The following is a 22,254-nucleotide window of genomic DNA, read 5'->3' as shown; positions in this document are numbered from 1 at the left end:
TTAGCCGAAGACCGTCGGTGAGGGGGATCGTCCGTAACTCTCGTCCGTCCAACGCCGGCGGCTGAAGCGCGCCGCTCCCCTTCATCCGGCGAAAGCCGGGATGCTACCGGAGACCGTCGGTGAGGGGGGCGCTCCCCTTTACCAGTTGGTCGCGCCGGCTTGGCGGGCTCCGGTGGGATCGATCTCGGTGGCGCCGATGGTCCAGCGGCCAATTTCCCGGCCGGGACGGAAATGGGTGCCGGTCCATTCGATTTGCCGCATCACCACTTCGTCGTGGGCGAGGTCGATCAGGCGGCGGCCGAATCCGGGGAGGAAAGCCCCGGTGTTCATGAAAAATTTGTCCTCGCGGCGCCAGGATCCGGGAAAATGGGTGTGCCCGGTGACGACGCATTGGGCGAGAGGGCGATGCCGGCTGACGAGGGCGTGGCCGAGCCGCGGGGCGGTGAACCAAGCCCGCAACACTTCGAAGGTCCGGAGCGGATGGGCCAGTTCGGAAAGGGCGGCGGCGGTCCATTCCAGGGCGGTTTGCGGGGATCGTCCTTCCTTCGGCGGCACCCGGAGCACGGCGCGGGTGACCGCTTCGAGCCGTTCCTCCAAGGTCGGGTCGCGGTCGCCGACGAGTTCTTCCAGGGCCAAACGATGGTGTTCCCGGAGCCGGTCGGCGTCGCGTCCCCATGGAGTGATCGCGGGAAACAGCGCATGGCCGTGGGTGACGAACACCCGGCCGCCCATCAGATCGAGGTGGTTTCGGGAGGAGACGTCGGGATCGTGGTTGCCGTTGAGGAAGACCGCTTCGGCTTCGTGGATTTGGCAGAGTTGGCGCAATTCCTTCAGCGCCTGCAACCCGCGGGAACGGAGGCGGGTCAAGCGGAGCTCGACGGTGTCGCCGTTGAAAACGATTTTGGTCATTCCCTCCACCAGCGGGGCGATTTGCCGGACGTCCTTCACCAGCGAGGCCGGATGGCCGACGTGGAGATCGGATAAAATGCGAATGGGCGAACCGGATGACATTGAGGAGAAGAATAGCGGAGGATGCCCGATGGATCAAGGGGAGAGATGTCGCGAGGGTTCCTCGGGCGAAAGAGCCCGTCTGCTAAAAGATCACGAAACGACGAGGGAGCCGTCTCGGCCGCGACGCGCGACATCAATATCGTTCGGATCGCTCCGACCGCTGCGGTCGGGCGGCGGAGCCAACCCGACTACGGTGAGCGGACGCGGTCGATGAAGCGCGGCTTCATCGCTACGGGAGTATTTCCGTTTGCTATTTCATATCAACGTATCAAAATATGTTGATTTATTGTGCGAAGAACCGTCCGGCCGGAAGTCGGTTGGGAGACGGGAGCGGCGACAGATTTTTTCGAGATATGACGAAACAGCAAAAGGAACATCCGGTGGCGAACGAGCTCCGTGAGTTGATGAAGGAGCGGATCCTGGTCCTCGACGGGGCGATGGGGACGATGATCCAGAAGGAGAAGCTGGGGGAAAACGATTTCCGGGGCGAGCGGTTCGCCGATCATCCGAGCGATTTGCAGGGGAATAACGATTTACTCTCGATCACCCGTCCGGATGTAATCGAGGGAATCCACCGGCGGTTTCTCGAGGCCGGGGCCGACATCATCGAGACCAACACCTTCAACTCGACCCGCATCTCCCAGGCCGATTATGCGATGGAGGATCTGGTGCCGGAGTTGAACCGGGCGTCGGCGCAGGTCGCGCGGCAGGCGGTGGAGAAATTCCAGAAGGAAAATCCGGGGCGGAAATGTTTCGTCGCGGGCGCCCTCGGGCCGACCAACCGGACCGCCTCCCTCTCCCCGGACGTCAACCGGCCCGAATACCGGGCGGTCACGTTCCAGGAGTTGGTCGACGCCTACTACGAACAGATCGAGGCGTTGGTCGACGGGGGCGTCGATTTGCTTTTGCCGGAGACCACTTTCGACACGCTCAATCTGAAGGCCTCGATTTTCGCCTTGGAATCGTTCTTCGAAAATACCGGGGTGCGGCTGCCGGTCTGGCTGTCGGTGACGATCACCGACGCTTCCGGCCGGACGTTGTCGGGGCAGACCGTCGAGGCGTTCTGGAATTCGGTCGCCCATGCCCGGCCATTGGCGGTCGGGATCAATTGCGCGCTCGGCGCCGAGGAGATGCGTCCCTACATCGAGGAACTCTCTGGGCTGGCGAATTGCGCGCTCAGTTGCTATCCGAACGCCGGTTTGCCGAACGCCTTCGGCGAGTACGATCAGGACCCGGCGCACATGGCGAGCGTCCTGCGGCCGTTCGCCAAAAACGGCTGGCTCAACATCATCGGGGGTTGCTGCGGCACCACGCCGGAGCACATCGCGGCGATCCGGACCGCGTTGATCGATTTCAAACCCCGCCAAATCCCGGAGGTGCCGCCCCGCACCCGGTTGAGCGGTTTGGAAGCCCTGACCATCGGGCCCGACAGCGGTTTCATCGTGGTCGGCGAGCGGACCAATGTCACCGGATCGCCCCGGTTCAAGAAGTTGATCAAGGCCGATGATTTCGACGGCGCGCTCACGGTCGCCCGCCAGCAGGTGGAGAACGGCGCCAACATTCTCGACGTCAATTTCGACGAAGCCCTCCTCGACAGCGAGGCTTCGATGACCCGGTTTCTCAACCTGGTCGCCTCGGAACCGGATATTTCCCGGATTCCGATCATGATCGACAGTTCGAAATGGTCGGTTCTGGAGGCCGGTTTGCGCTGCGCCCAGGGGAAATGCGTGGTCAACTCGATCAGCTTGAAGGAAGGCGAGGAAAAGTTCCTCGAACAGGCCCGCCTGGTCATGCGTTACGGGGCCGCCGTGGTGGTGATGGCCTTCGACGAAGAAGGGCAGGCGGCGACGAAGGACGACAAGGTCCGGATCTGCACCCGCGCTTACAACCTTCTCACCGAGAAGGTCGGGATGGACCCGAACGACATCATTTTCGATCCGAACATTCTGACCGTCGGCACCGGCATCGAGGAGCACAACAACTACGCGGTCGATTTCATCGAAGCGGTCCGGGAGATCAAAGCGACCCTCCCCCACTGCAAGGTCAGCGGCGGGGTCAGCAACATCTCTTTCTCCTTCCGCGGCAACAATCCTGTCCGCGAGGCGATGCACTCGGCGTTCCTTTATCACGCGATCAAGGCCGGGCTCGACATGGCGATCGTCAACGCCGGGATGCTGGCGGTTTACGACGAGATTCCGAAGGACCTCCTGGAGAAGGTCGAGGACGTGCTCTTGAATCGGCACCCCGACGCGACCGAGCAATTGATTGATTTCGCCGAATCCTACAAGGCCGACGACAAGGCCAAGGTTAAGGAAACCGAGAGTTGGCGCGAAGGAACGGTCCAGGAGCGTCTCTCCCATGCGTTGGTCAAGGGAATCGTCACCCATATCGATCAGGACACTGAGGAGGCGCGGCAGCAATACGCCGCCCCGCTCGAGGTGATCGAAGGACCGTTGATGGACGGGATGCGGGTGGTCGGCGACTTGTTCGGCGCCGGGAAGATGTTCCTCCCCCAGGTGGTGAAAAGCGCCCGGGTGATGAAGAAGGCGGTCGCCTACCTGATGCCGTTTATGGAGGAGGAAAAGAAACGGCTCGGCGACGCCCGGCCGAAAGCGAAGTTCCTCATCGCCACCGTCAAGGGGGATGTCCACGACATCGGCAAAAACATCGTCGCGGTGGTGCTCGCCTGCAACAACTACGACGTGGTCGACCTCGGGGTGATGGTTCCGGCCGACAAGATTTTGGACAAGGCGGTCGAGGAAAAAGCCGACATCGTCGGCTTGAGCGGCCTGATCACTCCCTCGCTCGACGAGATGGTCCATGTCGCGGCGGAAATGTCCCGGCGCGGCATGAAGGTGCCGCTGTTGATCGGCGGCGCCACCACCAGTCCGGCCCATACCGCGGTGAAGATCGCCCCTGCCTACGCCGAGCCGGTGGTCCATGTGTTGGACGCCTCCCGGGTGATCGGGGTGGTGAGCAACCTCCTCAGCGAGACCGCCCGCGACGGCTACGTAAAGGAAGTCGAAGCCAACCACGAACGCCTCCGCGAGCGCCATTTCGGCCGTCAGAAGGAACGGAAACTCCACACCCTGGAAGCGGCCCGCGAGGAGCGTCCGGTCTACGACTGGCCGACGCTCCCGATCGACCGGCCCGAGTTTTTCGGTCTGCGGAGCTTCGACCATTTCTCGTTGGAGGAACTGACCGAGTTTATTGACTGGACTCCGTTCTTCCAGGCGTGGGAGTTGGCCGGCCGGTATCCAAAAATTCTCGACGACGAAGTGGTCGGCGCCCAGGCCCGCGATCTGTTCCGCGACGCCCAGGCGTTGCTCAAGCGAATCGTCGAGGAGAAGATTTTCACCGCCCGCGGGGTGATCGGATTCTGGCCAGCCAACAGCGTCGGCGACGACATTGAGCTTTACGCCGACGAGGATCGTTCGAAAGTGGTGACCACCTTCCGCACCTTGCGTCAGCAAAACATCAAGGCCGACGGCAAACCGAACTACGCTCTGGCCGACTTCGTCGCGCCGAAGGGATCGGGGCGGATCGATTATCTCGGCGCCTTCGCGGTGACCGCCGGGCACGGGGTGGAAGAGTTCGCGAAACAATTCGAAGCCGAGCACGACGATTACACCGCGATCATGGCGAAGGCCCTGGGTGACCGTCTGGCGGAAGCCTTCGCGGAATGCATGCACAAGAAGGTCCGCGAGTTCTGGCAATATGGTAAAGGCGAGGATCTCTCGCCCGACGACCTGATCCGCGAGCGCTATCGCGGAATCCGTCCGGCCGCCGGTTATCCGGCGAGCCCGGATCACACGGAGAAGCGGACGTTGTTCAAGTTGTTGAACGCGAAAGAGACGGCGGGCATCGAGCTCACCGAAAACTGCGCCATGACCCCGGCCAGTTCGGTCTCGGGCCTCTATTTCGCCCATCCGGAAAGCCGTTATTTCGCGGTCGGAATGATCACCCGCGACCAGGTGGAAGATTACGCCCAACGCAAAGGAATGACGGTTGAGGAAGTCGAAAAGTGGCTCGCCCCGAACCTCGGGTATCAACCCGAAGCGGCCCCCGCCGCCGTCGAAGCCTGATTGATAAAGATAAAGTGGGTGAGGCGTCCCGCCTCAGTGCATGGGTTCAGCCCAGCATACGGAGCCTTGGGAACCGCACGGAGCCGGGACGGCCCCGCCACTTTGGGTATTTACGCCAACGGCGTTTCGCCCTTCAGCCCAGGGTTGCCGCGCGAATGCGGGGCTACCCTGGGTCTTGGTCGCGCGGAGACGGTCTACCTCGAAGAGGTTGTGCCCGGGCCTCCGTGCGATGGTGCCTCGAATCGGGGGGCGGAACCGCGTTGCGGTTCGGTGGGGGCGGGTATCGATTCCCAGGGTAGGCCTCGTTTCCCTCGGCTCAACCCTGGGCTGAAGGACGTAAGCCCGTTGGGGCTATGGGGGCCGCTTGCGGCGAAGGAATCTGTTTGGCGTAAGATCCAAGGTATACGCCAACGGCGTTTCGCCCTTTAGCCCAGGGTTGCCGCGCGAAGCGGGGCTACCCTGGGTCTTGGTCGCGCGACGATCTACCCCGAAGGGGTTGCGCCCGGGCCCCCGTGCGATGGTGGCTCGAACGCGGGCGGAACCGCGTTGCGGTTCGTGGTACCGGGTATCGTGCCCCCAGGGTAGGCCTCGTTTCCCTCGGCTCAACCCTGGGCTGGAGGGCGTAAGCCCGTTTGGGCTAGGAAACTCTGGTTCCGCCGAACGATCCGAAGGCACCAAGGTGGGTGAGGCGGCCCGCCTCAGTGTTGTGACACCGGCATTCCTGCCGGTGGTTTCTGCCCGGGGCACAGACAGGAATGTCTGTGTCACACGGGGGCGTCCTGTCGTCGGAGGATGACGTTCGCATTTGACGGTTGCGCCGGGGGGCGGGGGCGGCGATTTTAGTTCCTTTTTCCGATTCAATGTCGAGGCCGACTCAGAGTGATTCTTCCTTTCCCGGGCTGCCGCCGTTGACCGAGTGTTTGACGGTCGATCGGTTGAAACTCGAACGGGCGGTGGATGACACCCCGCCCGCAGGCCGATCCAAAGTCGTCGAGCGTTTCGCGGGGCGGTTGCGGCGGTCGCATGAGATTTGGCAACGGCGGCGGGAGCAACTGCCGACCGTCACTTATCCGCCGGAGTTGCCGGTTTCGGAGCGGCGGGAGGAGATCGTGCGGTTGATCCGGGAACATCCGGTGCTGGTGATCGCCGGGGAGACCGGGTCGGGGAAAACCACCCAGATCCCGAAGATGTGTTTGGAAGCCGGGCTCGGGGTGGCGGGCAAGATCGCCTGCACCCAGCCGAGACGGGTGGCGGCCCTTTCGGTCTCGCAACGGATCGCCGAGGAGTTGAGGGTGCCTTGGGGCGAGGCGGTCGGTTGCAAGATCCGGTTTTCCGACAAGACTTCGCCGCGGACTTACATCAAAATGATGACCGATGGCCTGCTGCTGGCCGAGACCCAGGGAGATCCGGATCTTTCCGAATACGATGCGATCATCATCGACGAGGCGCACGAACGGAGCCTCAACATCGACTTCCTGCTCGGCCATCTGCTTTTGCTCCGGAAGCGGCGCCCGGACCTGAAAATCATCATTACCTCCGCCACCATCGATCCGGCAGCGTTCTCGAAGGCGTTCGACGGCGCGCCGGTGGTGGAGGTGTCCGGACGGACCTATCCGGTCGAGGTGGTTTACCGTCCGTTGGACCAGTTTCTGGAGGAGGAAGGCGAACTCACTTCGATCGAGGCGGCGGTGGCGGCGACCGAGGAAATCGTGCAAAGCCGGACCGCCGGAGATGTTTTAATTTTCATGCCCGGGGAGCGGGATATCCGGGAAACCCGGGATCTGATCGAGGCCCGCCGGTTGCCCAACAGCGAGGTGTTGCCGCTGTTCGGACGGTTGAGCGGTGGTGACCAGCAACGGATTTTCCAGCGTTCGCAGCGGCGCAAGATCATCATCGCCACCAATATCGCCGAGACTTCGCTGACGATCCCCGGAATCCGTTTCGTGATCGACACCGGGACGGCGAGGATCAGCCGGTTCAGTCCGCACACCCGGACCCAGCGGTTGCCGGTGGAGCCGGTCTCGCAAAGCAGCGCCGATCAACGGAAGGGGCGGTGCGGTCGGGTCTCGGAAGGGGTTTGCATTCGGTTGTATTCGGAGGAAGACTACGTAAGCCGTCCCCGGTTCACGCCGCCGGAGATCCTGCGGTCGAATCTGGCGGCGGTGATTCTGCGGATGAAGGCGTTTCGGCTCGGGGATGTGGAGACGTTTCCGTTCATCGATCCGCCGGGGGAGCGGGCGATCAAGGCCGGTTACATGTTGTTGCAGGATCTCGGGGCGTTGGATGAGCGACGGGAGTTGACCCCGGTCGGCCGTCAGTTGGCCCATCTGCCGGTCGACCCGACCATTGGCCGGATGCTCTTGCAGGCGCGGCGGGAACAATCGCTCCGGGAGGTGCTGGTGATCGGGGCGGGACTCAGCGTCCAGGACCCGCGGGAACGTCCGATGGACAAACGCGAGGCGGCCGACGAAATGCACCGGCGGTTCGTCCACCCGGAGTCCGACTTCATGACGCTGCTGAATATCTGGCGGGCGTATCACGACGAGACCGAGCGGTTGAGTCAGGGACAGCTTCGCAAGTTCTGCAAAAAACATTTTCTCTCCTATACCCGGATGCGCGAGTGGCGGGACATCCATCAGCAGATCGTCTATGTGTTGAAGGACCTCGACCAGTACCGCTTGAGCGAGTTGGAGGCCGATTACGACGCGATCCATCGGGCGATCCTGAGCGGGCTTCTGGGCAATGTGGCCCAGCGCGACAACGGCAATTTTTACCGGGCGACCCACAGCCGGACCGCGATGCTCTTTCCGGGGTCGGCGTTGTTCAGTCAGAAGGCGGCGAAGGCGTCGGCGGCAAAAGGAAAGAAGCCGCCGGTTCCGAAAGGCAAGCAACCGCCCGAATGGATCGTCGCGGGCGAGTGGCTCGACACCACCCGACTGTATGCGCGGACGGCGGCCCGGGTGGAGGCTCCGTGGATATTGGAACTCGGCAAGCACCTGTTCAAAACATCGATCAAGGAACCCCGGTGGGATCCGAAAGCCGGCCGGGTGCTCGGACGCGAACGGGTCCTGCTCTACGGATTGGAAATCGTCCGCCGCTGGGTCGGCTACGACCGGGCGAACCCGGCGGAGGCGGCCGAGATCTTCATTCGGGAAGGGCTTGTCGAAGACACCGTGCTGGAACGGCTCCCCTTCCTGGAGCACAACCGGGAAGTCCGGCGCGGGGTGGAGGAGATGCAAACCCGTTTGCGGCAGAGCGTCGCCTGGGCGATGGAGGAGCGCCTGTATCAGTTTTATCGCGACCGGATCGGCGAGATCTCCTCGGTGGCGGCGTTGCGAAAGTTGATCGGCGAAAAAGGAGACGACCGGTTTTTGCGGTTGCGGGAGAAAGATCTCCTCGGAGGGAACGGTCCGGAGGTCGAGGGCGGGGCTTTCCCGGCGCAAGTCGACATCGGCGGAGCGTCATTGCCGCTCGAATACGTCTATCGTCCGGGAGAGGAAACCGACGGGGTGACCTTGAAAGTGCCGATCGGTCAATTCGACGCGCTGAGACCGGGAATGCTCGATTGGCTGGTGCCCGGATATTTGGAGGAGCGGATCGATTGCCTGTTGCGCGGTTTGCCGAAGGCGAAACGGAAGGAACTCTTTCCGATCGGCGACAAAGTCCAGGAGTTGTTGCACGTCTTGCGACCCTCGCCCCGGCCGTTGACGGAAGTGCTGGCGGAGGAAATCGGCGAGCGTTACGGGGTGCGGATCACTCCGGACGAATGGACCGATGAAAACGTGCCCGAGCATTTGCGGCCGCGGATCGAGGTGACGGACAAGGAAAACCGGACTTTGGTGGCGGGCCGGGATTGGGAGAAAGTGGCGGCGAATTTCAAGCGCTCGGTCGAGGCCCGGACTCGGGAAGGGGTTGGGGCCGCGTCGTTGTCGGGGTGGCAGGAGGCGGCGAAAAAATGGGAGCGCCACGGCGTCACCTCTTGGGTTTTCGGGGACGTGCCGGAGAAGATTCGGGTCGGGGATTTGGCCGGGATCCCGGTTGAAGCGTTTCCCGGGTTGCGGGCGGAAAAGGATGGCACGGTGAGTCTCCGGCTGTTTCGGTCGGGGGAGGAAGCGGAACGGGCGACCCGCGACGGGCTTCTGGCGTTGTGCGAACACGAAGCCGGGAAGGACCTCGCCTGGTTGCGGAAGGATTTGAAGGCGCTGCGGCAACTCGGACCGTATTACGTGACGCTCAATCCAACGGTCGATTTGGAAGAAGCGGGGTATCGGAATCTCGTGCAATATCTCTTCCTGCGCGAACCGGTCTTGCCGTTGGAGAAGGCGCGGTTCGACCGGCTTTTGGAACGGGCGCGGGTGGAGATGCGGGGGTTGCCGTTGAAGTTGGCCGACCGGGTCGGGGACATTTTGCGGAAACGGCAGGAAGTGTTGACCGGGAAGCTGGCGGCGGACTGGTTGAAGGCGGAAGTCGGTCGATTGGTCCGTCCTGACTTTTTGGTGACGGTGCCGTATGACCGCTTGCCCCATCTGTCGCGGTACTTGCAAGCCCTGTTGATCAGGGCCGAGCGGGCGCGGGCGAACCCGGTGAAAGACGCGGAGAAGAGCGGTCGGGTGGAGCGGTTTGTAAAGGCGTTGGATCGATTGGAAGCGGAAGCGTCGAAGAAAGGGCATTCGCGCGCGGCGCTGGAGGAACTCCGCTGGATGATCGAAGAGTTCAAGGTGTCGGTTTACGCCCAGGAACTCGGGACGCCGATCAAGGTTTCGGAAAAGAAACTGGAAGAGAAGATCGCGGCCTTCGGGTGAAGGAAAAAGTAACTTAACCGCGAAGGACGCAAAGATCGCGAAGAGGGAGGAATTGACCACGGAAAGAAAGGCATAAGACACGGAAAGAAAGACAAGAGGGGTGGGGAGGCAGACAGGCAGGAATGCCTGTTTCACTCAACTGCGTGGCACAGACGTGCCTCTCTTTTCCGTGTCTTATGCCTTTCTTTCCGTGGTTAAAAAAACGGTTCATCTGCGCCTATCTGTGTTATCTGCGGTTAAAAAAGTTGGAAAATGTTCCGTTGGGTGCGATTTTAGATCACCATGGAGATCATCAACAAGGCTGCGTTGATCCGTTTGATCGTCGGGATTCCGCTCGCGGTGATCACGATCGGGATTATCTTTTGGGCGATCATGATCCGGATGCCCGGGAGTTCGTTTCGAGGGGAGTTGCCGCCGTGGACCGAGGAGGAGGAACGGTTGGCGGAAACATTGCGGGCCGATGTGGTCGCGCTTGCGGAGGAGATCGGGGTGCGGCATGTCGGAGCTCCGACGGCATATCGGGCGGCGGCGGACTACATCGAGGAACGGTTTCGTGATCTCGGCTACACGGTGGTGCGCCAGTCGTTCGAGGTGCAGGGGGTGACCTGTTACAACTTGGAGGTGGTTCTTCCGGGCAGTGAAGTCCCGCAGGAGAACATTGTGGTTGGGGCTCACTTCGATTCGGTGCCGGGGAGTCCGGCGGCGAACGACAACGCCTCCGGCGTGGCCGGGGTGTTGGCGTTGGCGGAGTTGTTGGCCGGACGGAAGTTGGAGCGGACGGTCCGGCTGGTGGCGTTCGCGAATGAGGAGGCCCCGCATTTCGGGAGCGAGGATATGGGGAGCTACCGCTACGCCCGGGAGGCGTCGGCGGAAGGAATGGGGATTTTGGCGATGATCAGCTTGGAAACGATTGGGTATTTTTCGGACGAACCCGGGAGTCAGGAATATCCGTTTCCCTTCAATTTGATTTATCCCGACACCGGCAATTTCATCGCCTTCATCGGCAACGTCGGATCCGGTCCCTTGATCCGGAGTTCGATCGAAACCTTCCGCCGGGCGGTCGATTTTCCCTCGGAAGGGGCGGCGGTGCCGGAGCGGGTTCCGGGCGTCGGCTGGTCCGACCACTGGGCGTTCTGGCAATTCGATTACCCCGCCTTCATGCTGACCGATACGGCGCCGTATCGATATCCCTACTACCATACGTCGCAGGATCTGCCCGAACACCTCGATTATCACCGGATGGCCCGCATCGTGAAAGGCGCCGAAGCGGTGATTGTCGATCTGGCGCGGGAAGGGCGGTAAATCGGTTTTTTGAATACGGAAGCGCGTTACTGGGTGGTCAGGAAGCGGGGGAAGTTCCAGTGATCGGTGAGCGTGATCCCGGTTCGTTCCTGGATGTCGTCGCGGGGATGGACCAGCAAGGAGGGAGGACTGACCAAGTCGGGGAAGGTTCGTCCGAACCACTTGAGTCGATCCAGCCACGCCGGACTGAGGGTCATGCCCGATTTGATTTCAACCGGCTGAATTTGTCCGCCACGTTGGATGAGAAGGTCGATCTCGTTGCCGGTTTGATCCCGAAAGAATGACAAGGGGGCGGTTGAACCTGTGTTGAAGTGGGTCTTCAGAGCCTCGGAAACCACGAGATTCTCGTAAAAGGCGCCGCGCAAGGGGTGGTTGGCGAGCTGGGAAGTTTGGGTGACTCCTGAAAGCCAAACAGCTAATCCGGTGTCGCAAAAGTAAAGCTTTGGCCGTTTGATGAAGCGCTTGGCGACATTGGTCGACCATGGTTGGAGGGTAAAGATGACAAAGCTGCTTTCCAAGACCGACAACCAATCTCGCGCGGTTGGCTGGGAGATGCCGGTATCAGCGGCAAGGCTGTTGAGGTTCAGGAGTTGCCCGACACGCCCGGCGCAAAGCCGGACGAACCGCTCGAAGAGGCCGAGATCTTTGATTCGCAGCATCTGCCGGAGATCCCGCTCCAAGTAGGTTTCGAAGTAGTCGCTGTAAGCTTGGCTCGGCGGAATGTGATCGGAGTGAACCCGTGGATAACCCCCGAGTTGCAGGAGGGAATCGGTGTCGGTCCGCCGGTTCTGGGAGGCGAGTTCGGTGAGGCTCAATGGAAGCAGCCGCAAGATCGCGGTTCGGCCCGCCAGGGATTGGTTGATCGCTTCACGCAGGGAATATTGGTGACTTCCGGTCAGGATGTATTTGCCGGGACTTCCCATCGCGTCTACCCGCACCTGCAGGTATGAAGTAAGATCCGGAACTCTCTGGATCTCATCAATGATCGCTCCCCGATCTCCCAATTGCTTTAGAAACGCCTCCGGATCCGAACGGGCGAATTCCCGGGTCGGCGGGTGCTCGAGGTTCGCATACGGCAAATCCGGAAATGTCGCCCGCACCAAGGTCGTCTTGCCGGATTGCCGGGGACCGGTAACCGTCACGACCGGATATTTTTCGAACATCGTCCGAAAATGTGGAGTGATTTCACGGGGAATCATTTTGCTGTTTCAAAGTTATATCTTGAAATACCAAAATAAATCAAGTCAAATCCGAGGTGGATTGCGGAATTGAACCGTTTGGAGCCGGTAACGGGATGGTGGATTCGTCGCGAGTCTTTCGAAGATTCGATTTCCATCAGAGCATGTCTTCCTCATGGGAATCTCGTGGCTTCATCGCTACAATCTTCCTTTGCGCTCTTTGCGTCTTTTTCGGTTACACACACACTTCCTTCCCGAGAATTCAGCATCAATCTGCGCCAATCTGCGCCCATCTGCGGTCCTCAAGCCCGTTTCCACCAGAGCGGGACGAGGGCGGCGCCGATGAGGAGGAGGGTCCAGCTGACGGCGGTGGAGATGCCGGGGGCCGGGATCATCAGGCGGCCGATGCCGCTGAGTAGGAGGAAGAGCGATGCCGCGCAAAGAACGAGGGTGACCAGATGGACGCCGAGTTCGCGGGCGGGATTTTTTTCTTTCGGTCCGAAGTTCGCTGCCGTCTTTTTCCAGAAACCGGCCGGCCGGACCTTTTCATAGAATTTCCGCAGGATCTGCGGGTCGGTGCCAGGGGCGAGGAAGGCGCTGGCGACGGCGGCCAGCATCGCGAGTCCGCCCATTGTGACCAGGCGTATCCATTCTTCGGAGAGTCCGGCGTGGACCGCGCCAGCGAACGGGTTGCGTTCCACCAGTCCTTCCCAGTTCGCGGTCAGACCGGCCGGACCGATCTCGCCGCCGAGGAAGAGGAGGAGGGGGGCGATGAAGAGACTGAGGGCGATGGCGGTGATTTCGGACCAGAGGTTGATCCGTTCCCAGAGCCAGCGGAGGACCAGGACCGGTCCGACCGCCGCGCCGAAGAGGAGGGAAATCGTCCAGGCTTGCTGGATCGATTGAAGGTTGGCCATGACGATCAGGGCGATGACCACGATCAGGATATTCGACAGGCGGGCGACGACGACCAGTTCCCGGTGTCCCGGTTCGCGTTTCTTCCAGGTTTCGCAGATGAGGCGGCGGTAAATGTCGTTGCTCCAATAGGAGGCCCCCCAGTTGAGGTGGGTGTCGAGGGTCGAAGCGAGGGCGGCCAGCATCGCGGTCAACATCAGCCCCCGGATCCCTACCGGCAGGAGTTCGTCAATGCCGGTGGCGAAGAGGATCTCCCGTCCGGCGGTGAATCCGTCGGCGTCGACGTCGCCGGTGGCGAACGGATAAATAACGAGGATGCCGACCCCGATGATCAGCCAAACGATCGAACGGACGAAAATCTGCAGCCAGGTGAAAACGACTCCGGCGATCCGAGCTTCGCGGTCGGAGGTGCAAGCCATGGCGCGTTGGGCGAGGTATCCGGTGCCGTCGCTGTTGATCTGCACGAACCATTGGATGGCGATCACCATGACAAACGGAATCACTAACTCCCCGGGAGGCGGCCAAAAGGAAAGCATCTGGGTGGCGCGCTCCTCGCCGTAGATTTCGACCACGTTCCGGCTGAGCCCTCCGAGTCCGCCGACCGCCTCGTGGCGGAGGACGTAAACCGCGTAGAGAATGGTGCCGACCATCATGATCGCGAACTGGAGGATGTCGGTCGAGATGACGCTGCGCAGTCCGCCGGTGGTGGCGTAGAGGGCGGTGAACCCGAGGATGAGAAGGACGCTGATGATGTTGTTCAACGTCGCCGTTTCCGGCGGAAGGTCGACGAAGCCGCTCCCGAGGTTGAAGCCGGTCCAGGTGATGAAGTTGAGCAACGGCTTGTAGAGGCCGCCGGGGAGCCAAAGGTGCCAAGGGAGGAAGATTTCGGTGATCCGGACCGCGGCGAACAGAACCCAGGCCATGACGATGCAATTGAAAACGGTCCCGTAATAAAAGGCCTTGAGCACCCGGAGACCGAGGACGCCCCTTCCGCTGTAGCGGACCTCGGTGAACTCGGCGTCGGTCAACACCCGGGCCCGGCGCCAGAGTTGGGCGAGGATGAAGGCGAGGAGGAGAAAGGCGAGGGCGTAGATCCAAAGCCGCCAGAGGGCAAAGACCCCGGCGGTGGCGATCAGGCCGGTGACGAGCAACGGGGTGTCGGCGGCGAACTGGGTGGCCGCCATACTGACCCCGGCCCGCCAACCCTTGACGGTCCGTCCGGCCAGGAAATATTCGGTGAGGTTTTTCGAGGCGGCCCGCCGGGCCCGGAACCCGGCCGTGATCGCGTAAGCGACGAAAGCCAGCAGAATGAACAAATCGAGCATAGCGTGTCGATTATGCCAATTGGAGAAAGGCATGTAAAGGGTCCGTTTGGCGGAGCGAAGAGGTTGCGCCCCGGCCCGCGTCCGGTGGTGGCTCGAAGACGGGCGGAACGGCGTTGCGGTTCGTGGCTCTCGGGAATCGTTTCCCCAGGGTAGGCCTCGTTTCCCTCGGCTCAACCCTCGGCTGGAGGGCGTAAGCCCGTTGGGCTATGGAACTGCGGCACCGGTGTCGGTCGCCACTTTGCCTAATACGCCAACGGCGTTTCGTCCTCCAGCCCAGGGTTGCCGCGCGAATGCGGGACTACCCTGGGTCTTGGTCCCACGAGTCGTTCTACCCCAAAGGGGTTGCGCCCGGTGGTGGCTCGAAGACGGGCGGAACCGCGTTGCGGTTCGTGGTCCTCGGGAATCGTTTCCCCAGGGTAGGCCTCGTTTCCCTCGGCCCGACCCTGGGCTGGAGGGCGTAAGCCCGTTGGGCTATGGAACTGCGGCACCGGTGTCGGTCGCCACTTTGCCTAATACGCCAACGGCGTTTCGTCCTCCAGCCCAGGGTTGCCGCGCGAATGCGGGGCTACCCTGGGTCTTGGTCCCACGAGTCGTTCTACCCCAAAGGGGTTGCGCCCGGTGGTGGCTCGAAGACGGGCGGAACCGCGTTGCGGTTCGTGGCTCTCGGGAATCGTTTCCCCAGGGTAGGCCTCGTTTCCCTCGGCTCAACCCTGGGCTGGAGGGCGTAAGCCCGTTGGGCTATGGAACTGCGGCACCGGTGTCGGTCGCCACTTTGCCTAACACGCCAACGGCGTTTCGTCCTCCAGCCCAGGGTTGCCGCGCGAATGCGGGGCTACCCTGGGTCTTGGTCCCACGAGTCGTTCTACCCCAAAGGGGTTGCGCCCGGTGGTGGCTCGAAGACGGGCGGAACCGCGTTGCGGTTCGGTGGCGTCGGGTATCGGTTCCCAGGGTAGGCCTCGTTTCCCTCGGCTCAACCCTCGGCTGGAGGGCGTAAGCCCGTTGGGCTATGGAACTGCGGCACCGGTGTCGGTCGCCACTTTGCCTAATACGCCAACGGCGTTTCGTCCTCCAGCCCAGGGTTGCCGCGCGAATGCGGGGCTACCCTGGGTCTTGGTCCCACGAGTCGTTCTACCCCAAAGGGGTTGCGCCCGGTGGTGGCTCGAAGACGGGCGGAACCGCGTTGCGGTTCGTGGCACTCGGGAATCGTTTCCCCAGGGTAGGCCTCGTTTCCCTCGGCTCAACCCTCGGCTGGAGGGCGTAAGCCCGTTGGGCTATGGAACTGCGGCACCGGTGCCGGTCGCCACTTTGCCTAATACGCCAACGGCGTTTCGTCCTCCAGCCCAGGGTTGCCGCGCGAATGCGGGGCTACCCTGGGTCTTGGTCCCACGAGTCGTTCTACCCCAAAGGGGTTGCGCCCGGTGGTGGCTCGAAGACGGGCGGAACCGCGTTGCGGTTCGTGGCTCTCGGGAATCGGTTCCCAGGGTAGGCCTCGTTTCCCTCGGCTCAACCCTGGGCTGGAGGGCGTAAGCCCGTTGGGCTATGGAATTGCGGCAGCGGTGCCGGTCGCCACAAAGTGGCGGAGGCGTCCCGCCTCCGTGTGTGGTGCTGGTCGTTTGCGTCTCCAGTTTTCAGGGCATTTGTCGGGTCGATAAGTTGGAGTTCCACCTTCAGGTGGTCTGTTCAACTGGGCGAAGACCGCATCAATGCGGGACTCCAACAAGAAAGACACGTCACTGCGGGAGGCTTATCGGTCAGATGCGGTCTTGCCTTTGTCGGGGGAATTTGAAACGATGGGATCTTTGCGTTTCGCGAATCCAACCTTGTTCCGTTTCCACGAAAAATGAATCAGACATCGACCGAAAATAAATCGTCCCAATTGGCTCAGTTGAAGAGCATGACTTGCGTCGTTGCCGATACCGGCGATTTCGAAACCATGCGCCGGTTCCAGCCGCGCGACGCGACCACCAATCCGAGCCTCATTTTGAAGGCGGTGCAAATGCCCCAATACGCCCACCTGCTCGACCAGGCGGTGGGGAATTTGAAGGGGGAGAATCTTTCGCGGCCGCAATTGGTCCAGCGGATTTCGGACGAATTGCTGGTTCTGTTCGGGGCGGAAATCCTGAATATCATTCCGGGGCGGGTTTCGACCGAGACCGACGCCCGTCTTTCCTTCGACACCAAGGGGAGCGTGGAAAAGGGTCGCCGGTTGATTGAGATGTACGAGGCGCGCGGCATTTCGCGCGACCGGATCTTGATCAAGATCGCTTCCACTTGGGAAGGAATCCGGGCGGCGGAGGTTCTGCAGAAGGAGGGAATCAACTGTAACTTGACCCTCCTCTTTTCGTTGACCCAGGCGGTCGCTTGCGCCGACGCCAATGTGAAATTGATTTCGCCCTTCGTCGGCCGGATTTACGATTGGTATAAGAAGGAGACCGGCAAGGAATACGCTCCGGCGGAAGATCCGGGGGTCGAGTCGGTGCAGACGATTTACGCTTATTATAAGAAGTTCGGTCACAAGACCGAAGTGATGGGGGCCAGTTTCCGCAACGTCGGCCAGATTATCGAACTCGCCGGGTGCGACCTGTTGACGATCAGTCCGGATCTGTTGGAGAAACTCGACGGAAGTCAGGAGCCGGTGGAGCGGAAGTTGAGTCCGGAAAAAGCCAAAGAGTCGGATCTGGAAAAGCTTTCCTTCGACGAAAAGCAGTTCCGCTACAGTCTCAACGAAGACGCGATGGCGACGGAAAAGACCGCCGAAGGAATCCGCAAGTTCGCCATCGACGCCGGCATCCTCGACGACATCATCGCGCAAAAACTGTAGGAAGAAGGAACCGCGCGCCGCGGATGGCCCGATGCTGCGGGGAGTTGAACCGCAGATGGGCGCGGATCGGCGCGGATACTGTGTAGGTGAGTGACGTTGAGGCACGTTCAACGTTCAATGAAGAAGGTTCATTCCCTCTTTGAGAGTTGGACGTTGGACGTTGAGCGTTGGACGTTCTCTCCTATCGCTGTGAACCTGCGGGGAATCGCATCGAACGCTCCCCGCCGTTTTCCAGCTGGGGGAATTTCCGGGGGGGCTTTTGATCGGATTTTTTTTGACCACGGAAAGAAAGGCATAAAACACGGAAGGGGATTGAGCTGAGTTTTGAGATTCGGCGGTGGACTACGAATTCCGTGTTTTATACCTTTCTTTCCGTGGTGCCTTACTTCCCGTCGCGGCTTAGTCCGGAACCTGCGGGGATTTCCATCTTTTTGTTGTCATTGACCGGGGCGCGGTCTATGACCTCTTGGTTTTTATGGTGGATTTTCTCTTCTACTTCTTTTCGGCCTTGCTCCTTGCGTCGGGGGTGATGGTCGTGGCCGGGCGAAAACCGGTGACCGCGGCGATGTTTTTGCTGGTGGCAATGGCTTCGGCGGCGGCGATGTTCTTCCTGTTGGAGGCGTTCTTCTTGGGGATTCTCCAAGTGCTGGTCTATGCCGGGGCGGTGGTGGTCCTCTTTTTGTTCATCATCATGCTGCTCGACCCCCAAACCGGCGGACGCCGTCCCGCCGGGAAAGCGACGATGGTTGGGAGTTTCGTCGCCCTGCTGCTCTTGTTCGGCGCGGTCCTTTATCTGTTCACCGCCGAGGGGGTTTTTGCTTCGCAAAAACTCGGGGAGACGGTGGCGGTCGGCAATTTTTCCAAGGAATACGGGTATTATCTTTTCAGCATGTATCTGCTGCCGTTCATGGTGGCCGGTTTTCTTCTCCTGATCGCGATGGTGGGGGTGATCCTCATCAGCAAGCGCGAGGGATCCATCGAGGGCGGCAAGAAGATCTGATCCATCCGAGCCCTTTCGCGTCGTATCGTCTATGAACATTGGTTTGAACGAATTTCTGGCCGTCAGCGGGTTGCTGTTCGCCATCGGGTTTTTCGGGGTGTTGCTGCGCCGGAATACGCTCGTGATCTACATGTCGCTGGAGTTGATGCTGACGGCGGTCGCCCTGGCGTTGATCGCCTTCTCCCGGTTCAACGGCACGATGGAGGGGTTGCTGCTGGTCTTTTTCATCATCACCGTCGCGGCGGCGGAAGTGGCGGTCGGACTCGCGATCATCGTGGCGCTCTACCGGAAGCGCCAGACGGTGCAGGTGGAGGAGCTGAACAGCTTGAAATACTAGGATGAACCCGACCTACCACGCTATCTTTATCCTGGCGGTGCCGTTCGTCTCCGCCGCCCTGATCGCCCTCTTCTTCCGGCGCAACGGCAACGTGGCGGCCGGGATTTCGTTGGCCGCCGCCACGGTCATTTTGATCTCCTCCCTGGCCCTCGTGCTCGGCGGGGAGCGGTTCACCGACGGGTGGGCCTGGCTGACGCTCGGCGACTACACTCTCTGGCTCGGCATTTATTTCAACGACCTCGCGGCCCTGATGTTGTTCGTGGTCGCGGTGGTCGGGTTCTTCATCCACGTATTCAGTTTGAAATACATGAAGGACGACGACGGCAAAGCCCGGTTCTTCGGCGGGCTTTCGCTCTTCATGTTTTCGATGACCGGAATGGTGCTGGCGGACAACTTGATGGTGATCTTCATCTTCTGGGAGTTGGTCGGACTCAGTTCCTTCCTGTTGATCAACCACTGGTATCAGAAGCCGAGCGCGGTGGCCGCTTCGAAGAAAGCTTTCATCGTCAACCGGGTGGGTGACTTCGGCTTCCTGATCGGGATCATCTGGTGTTACTGGCAGTTCGGGACGCTCAATCTCGTCGAGTTGTCGGAAGTGATCGCCCTCGACGCCGGGACCCTGCAAATCGGGGTCGGCTTGCTTTTGTTCTGCGGGGCGTTGGGGAAATCGGGTCAGATCCCGTTGCACGTCTGGTTGCCGGACGCGATGGAAGGTCCGACCCCGGTCTCGGCCTTGATCCACGCGGCGACGATGGTGGCGGCCGGGATTTACCTGTTGAGCCGGATTTACTTCCTGATGTTGCCGGAAGTGCTGACGGTGATCCTCTTCATCGGCACGGCGACGGCGGTTTTCGGGGCGTTCACGGCGATCGTCCAGACCGACATCAAGAAGATCCTCGCCTATTCGACCATCTCGCAACTCGGTTTCATGGTGGCGGCCTTCGGACTCGGCGGACTCCCCGGCGGGGCCGAGGCGACCCAGGCCGGGGCGGGCGTCCAACCGGTGGTGACCGCCGGCGGCGCGGCGGCGATGTTCCATTTGACCACCCACGCCTTCTTCAAAGCCCTCCTCTTCCTCGGGGCGGGCTCGATCATCTACGCCTGCCACCACCAGCAAAACATTTACAAAATGGGCGGACTGGCCCGGAAGCTCCCGTGGACCTTCGCCTTTTTCACCATCGCCTTTCTCGCCCTGATCGGGGTGCCGGGGCTGTCCGGGTTCTTCAGCAAGGACGCCATCCTTTATCTGGCGTGGGAGAAAAACCAACTCGTTTTCTGGATCCTCGGATTCACCGCTTTGTTGACCGCGTTTTACATGACCCGCCTCTGGCTGACCGTCTTCTTCGGGAAGCCGAAATCGGACGACGCGGATCACGCGCATGAAGGCGGACCGCTGATGCTGGTGCCGTTGGCGGTGCTGGCGGTCGGATCGATCGCCGCCGGCTGGACCTTCGTGCATCCGGCGGCTTTCGCCGGAGTCATCGACCAGATCCCGCATCCGGAAGGTCCAGCCCACATCCTGGTGTTGGTGGTCTCGGTGGTCGTGGTGGTGGTCGGTTTCGCGGCGGCCTGGTTCCTGTATAAACCCGGCGCGGCGGACGACCGATTGGAGCGCGGCGCCCCGGGGCTGCACCGTTTTCTCGGCAAGAAACTCTATTTCGACGACCTCTACGACTGGTATGTGGTCAAAGTGCAGCAACGCCTGGCCTCCCTGCTCAGTTTCCTCGACCAGATCCTGGTCGCCGGGGTGATGGTGCGGGGAGCGGCCGGATTCGTCGCTCTCTTCGGCGTAGGAGCCAAGGCCGGACAGACCGGAAACCTTCACAGCTATGTTTACTGGTTCTTCGTCGGAACCGTTCTCCTGACCGTTTTGGCCATCGGCCTCTTTTGATCCACTCGCTATGACCGACCTGAATCCGTATTTGCTCCACGTCGCCATTCTGGCGCCGCTCGTCGCCGCGGCGATCCTGCTGTTCGGCGGACGGGCTCTCAGTGCCGCGGCGGTCAAAGGGGTGGCCCTGACCGGTTTCGCCCTCCCGGCGATTCTCTCCGTTTGGCTTTGGATCCATTACGCGGTGGAAGGGGACGCTGACTACGCCTACGTCACCAGCATCGCCACCGGGCTCCAGCATTGGGGAATTTACCTGACCCTCGGGTTGAACGGCATCTCGCTCCCGCTCTTCGTGTTGGCCGGGGTGGTCGGCTTGGCGGCCGGGATTTACGCGGTGCAGCTGGAAACTGACCGACTGCCGCATTACCTGATGCTTCTGCTGGTGATGTTGGCCGGGTTGATGGGAATCTTCGCCTCGATCGACATCTTCTTCTTCTATTTCTTCCACGAACTGGCGCTGATCCCGACCTTCATCATGATCGGGATCTGGGGCGGACGGGACCGTCAGTACGCGGCGATGAAGATGACGATCTACCTGACGCTTGGGGGATTGTTGTCGTTGGCCGGATTGATCCTTCTGTATGTGCAGAGCGGGGCGGAAACCTTCAGTCTGATCGCCCTGCGGGAAGTGGTGGCGGACCAGCCGATCTCGGAAACGGTGCAAAACTACGCCTTCGCTCTCCTGTTGTTCGGATTCGGGATTCTGGTGTCGCTTTGGCCGTTCCACACTTGGGCGCCGCTCGGCTACGGGGCCGCTCCGACGGCGGCGGCGATTTTGCACGCCGCGGTCTTGAAGAAATTCGGCATTTACGGCTTGGCCCAGATCGGGGCGCCGCTGTTGCCCTCGGGGGCGGCGAACTGGGCGTTGATCCTCGCCTGGCTGGCTCTCGGCAACGTCATCATCATCGGATTCGTCACCATCGCCCAGCGGGACCTGAAGCAAATGATCGGTTTCAGCTCGGTGATGCACATGGGATATTGCTTCCTCGGGATCGCCTGCCTCTCGACCATCGGCGTCGGCGGGGCGGTTTTGCTGATGTTCGCCCATGGGTTGAGCGTGGCGCTGTTGTTCCTCTTGGCGAGCTGCATCTACCAGCGGACCCGCACCTTCGACATGACGGCGATGGGCGGATTGGCCGAGCGCGCGCCGTTGCTGGCGGCGTTTTTCGCCACCGCGATGCTGGCGAGCATCGGATTGCCCGGTCCCGGGTTGGCCAATTTCTGGGGTGAGTTGACCGTCTTCATCGGACTCTGGGACTTCCAAGCCTGGATGGTGGTGCCGGCGGTCTTCGGCGTGGTGATCTCGGCGGTTTACGGACTTCGCTCCCTGGCCAGCATCTTCTTCGGCAAGCCAACCGAAGCCTTCGCCCGCGAAGTCGATCTCGCCGGCATCAAGGACTTGCACTGGGGAGAGAAAGGTCCCGCCTTCATTTTGGCGGCGGTGTTGATCTTCGTCGGGGTGTGGCCCCGGTCGATTTCCGATCCGCTCGACCGGACCCTCGTCGACATTTACCCGGCCATCGAACAACAAATCGAAGAAGCGGCCCAGGCCCGGACTCACGGTCACGGCCACGATCATTAATTTTC

General features: G+C 61.3%; 11 protein-coding genes. 8 read left to right on the top strand and 3 right to left on the bottom strand.

From position 1 onward, the window contains the following. Nucleotides 1-138: 138 nt before the first annotated feature. Entirely contained in the window at nucleotides 139-1,011 is an 873-nt protein-coding gene (locus tag ACWUI2_RS04385; protein WP_486981648.1) for a metallophosphoesterase, read from the bottom strand. 353 nt (nucleotides 1,012-1,364) lie between these two features. Between ACWUI2_RS04385 and metH the strand changes: the two genes are divergently transcribed. From metH to ACWUI2_RS04370, 3 genes are all read left to right on the top strand, one after another. Then, nucleotides 1,365-5,096: a methionine synthase gene (gene metH, locus ACWUI2_RS04380; RefSeq protein ID WP_486981647.1), complete on the top strand. Its 3,732-nt coding sequence runs from the start codon at nucleotides 1,365-1,367 to the stop codon at nucleotides 5,094-5,096. 860 nt (nucleotides 5,097-5,956) lie between these two features. Next, nucleotides 5,957-9,898 carry an ATP-dependent RNA helicase HrpA gene (gene hrpA / locus ACWUI2_RS04375; protein WP_486981646.1) on the top strand — a complete coding sequence of 1,314 codons (3,942 nt, stop codon included), beginning with the start codon at nucleotides 5,957-5,959 and terminating at the stop codon, nucleotides 9,896-9,898. A 282-nt stretch (nucleotides 9,899-10,180) separates the two neighbouring features. After that, nucleotides 10,181-11,200 (top strand): M28 family peptidase, encoded by a 1,020-nt coding sequence (locus ACWUI2_RS04370; RefSeq protein WP_486981645.1) that lies wholly within the window; start codon nucleotides 10,181-10,183, stop codon nucleotides 11,198-11,200. A 26-nt stretch (nucleotides 11,201-11,226) separates the two neighbouring features. On the opposite strand, the gene ACWUI2_RS04365 is transcribed toward ACWUI2_RS04370, so the two are convergent. Further along, nucleotides 11,227-12,363 (bottom strand): ATP-binding protein, encoded by a 1,137-nt coding sequence (locus ACWUI2_RS04365; protein WP_486981644.1) that lies wholly within the window; start codon nucleotides 12,361-12,363, stop codon nucleotides 11,227-11,229. A gap of 317 nt (nucleotides 12,364-12,680) precedes the next feature. Continuing rightward, nucleotides 12,681-14,618, bottom strand: coding sequence for a sodium:solute symporter family protein (locus ACWUI2_RS04360; protein ID WP_486981643.1), 1,938 nt, complete (start codon nucleotides 14,616-14,618; stop codon nucleotides 12,681-12,683). Nucleotides 14,619-16,458: 1,840 nt separating this feature from the next. Here ACWUI2_RS04360 and tal point away from each other — a divergent pair. The 5 genes from tal to ACWUI2_RS04335 all read left to right on the top strand — a co-directional run bounded on the left by tal (nucleotide 16,459) and on the right by ACWUI2_RS04335 (nucleotide 22,249). Continuing rightward, nucleotides 16,459-17,439 (top strand): transaldolase, encoded by a 981-nt coding sequence (gene tal, locus ACWUI2_RS04355; RefSeq protein WP_486981642.1) that lies wholly within the window; start codon nucleotides 16,459-16,461, stop codon nucleotides 17,437-17,439. A 475-nt stretch (nucleotides 17,440-17,914) separates the two neighbouring features. After that, nucleotides 17,915-18,439 carry an NADH-quinone oxidoreductase subunit J family protein gene (locus ACWUI2_RS04350; protein ID WP_486981641.1) on the top strand — a complete coding sequence of 175 codons (525 nt, stop codon included), beginning with the start codon at nucleotides 17,915-17,917 and terminating at the stop codon, nucleotides 18,437-18,439. 31 nt (nucleotides 18,440-18,470) lie between these two features. Then, a complete protein-coding gene (nuoK, locus tag ACWUI2_RS04345; protein ID WP_486981640.1) occupies nucleotides 18,471-18,776 on the top strand; it encodes an NADH-quinone oxidoreductase subunit NuoK in 306 nt (101 codons plus the stop codon). A 1-nt stretch (nucleotide 18,777) separates the two neighbouring features. Beyond that, on the top strand, nucleotides 18,778-20,667 hold the full coding sequence (gene nuoL / locus ACWUI2_RS04340; RefSeq protein ID WP_486981639.1) for an NADH-quinone oxidoreductase subunit L: 1,890 nt from the start codon (nucleotides 18,778-18,780) through the stop codon (nucleotides 20,665-20,667). 10 nt (nucleotides 20,668-20,677) lie between these two features. Then, the gene (locus tag ACWUI2_RS04335) at nucleotides 20,678-22,249 is read left to right on the top strand and encodes a complex I subunit 4 family protein (RefSeq protein WP_486981638.1); all 1,572 of its coding nucleotides are present in this window, start codon (nucleotides 20,678-20,680) and stop codon (nucleotides 22,247-22,249) included. Nucleotides 22,250-22,254 lie beyond the last annotated feature (5 nt).

This window comes from Verruconatronum alginivorum (assembly GCF_056590205.1).
Note: the sequence above shows the minus strand (reverse complement) of the source record. Positions and strands in the feature narration are given on the sequence as shown.

Coding starts and splice junctions, on each gene's coding strand:
- hrpA (WP_486981646.1), top strand. CDS start 5,957: ATGTCGAGGCCGACTCAGAGTGATTCTTCCTTTCCCGGGCTGCCGCCG.
- ACWUI2_RS04360 (WP_486981643.1), bottom strand. CDS start 14,618: ATGCTCGATTTGTTCATTCTGCTGGCTTTCGTCGCTTACGCGATCACG.
- metH (WP_486981647.1), top strand. CDS start 1,365: ATGACGAAACAGCAAAAGGAACATCCGGTGGCGAACGAGCTCCGTGAG.
- ACWUI2_RS04350 (WP_486981641.1), top strand. CDS start 17,915: ATGGTGGATTTTCTCTTCTACTTCTTTTCGGCCTTGCTCCTTGCGTCG.
- ACWUI2_RS04370 (WP_486981645.1), top strand. CDS start 10,181: ATGGAGATCATCAACAAGGCTGCGTTGATCCGTTTGATCGTCGGGATT.
- nuoK (WP_486981640.1), top strand. CDS start 18,471: ATGAACATTGGTTTGAACGAATTTCTGGCCGTCAGCGGGTTGCTGTTC.
- tal (WP_486981642.1), top strand. CDS start 16,459: ATGAATCAGACATCGACCGAAAATAAATCGTCCCAATTGGCTCAGTTG.
- ACWUI2_RS04365 (WP_486981644.1), bottom strand. CDS start 12,363: ATGTTCGAAAAATATCCGGTCGTGACGGTTACCGGTCCCCGGCAATCC.
- ACWUI2_RS04335 (WP_486981638.1), top strand. CDS start 20,678: ATGACCGACCTGAATCCGTATTTGCTCCACGTCGCCATTCTGGCGCCG.
- nuoL (WP_486981639.1), top strand. CDS start 18,778: ATGAACCCGACCTACCACGCTATCTTTATCCTGGCGGTGCCGTTCGTC.
- ACWUI2_RS04385 (WP_486981648.1), bottom strand. CDS start 1,011: ATGTCATCCGGTTCGCCCATTCGCATTTTATCCGATCTCCACGTCGGC.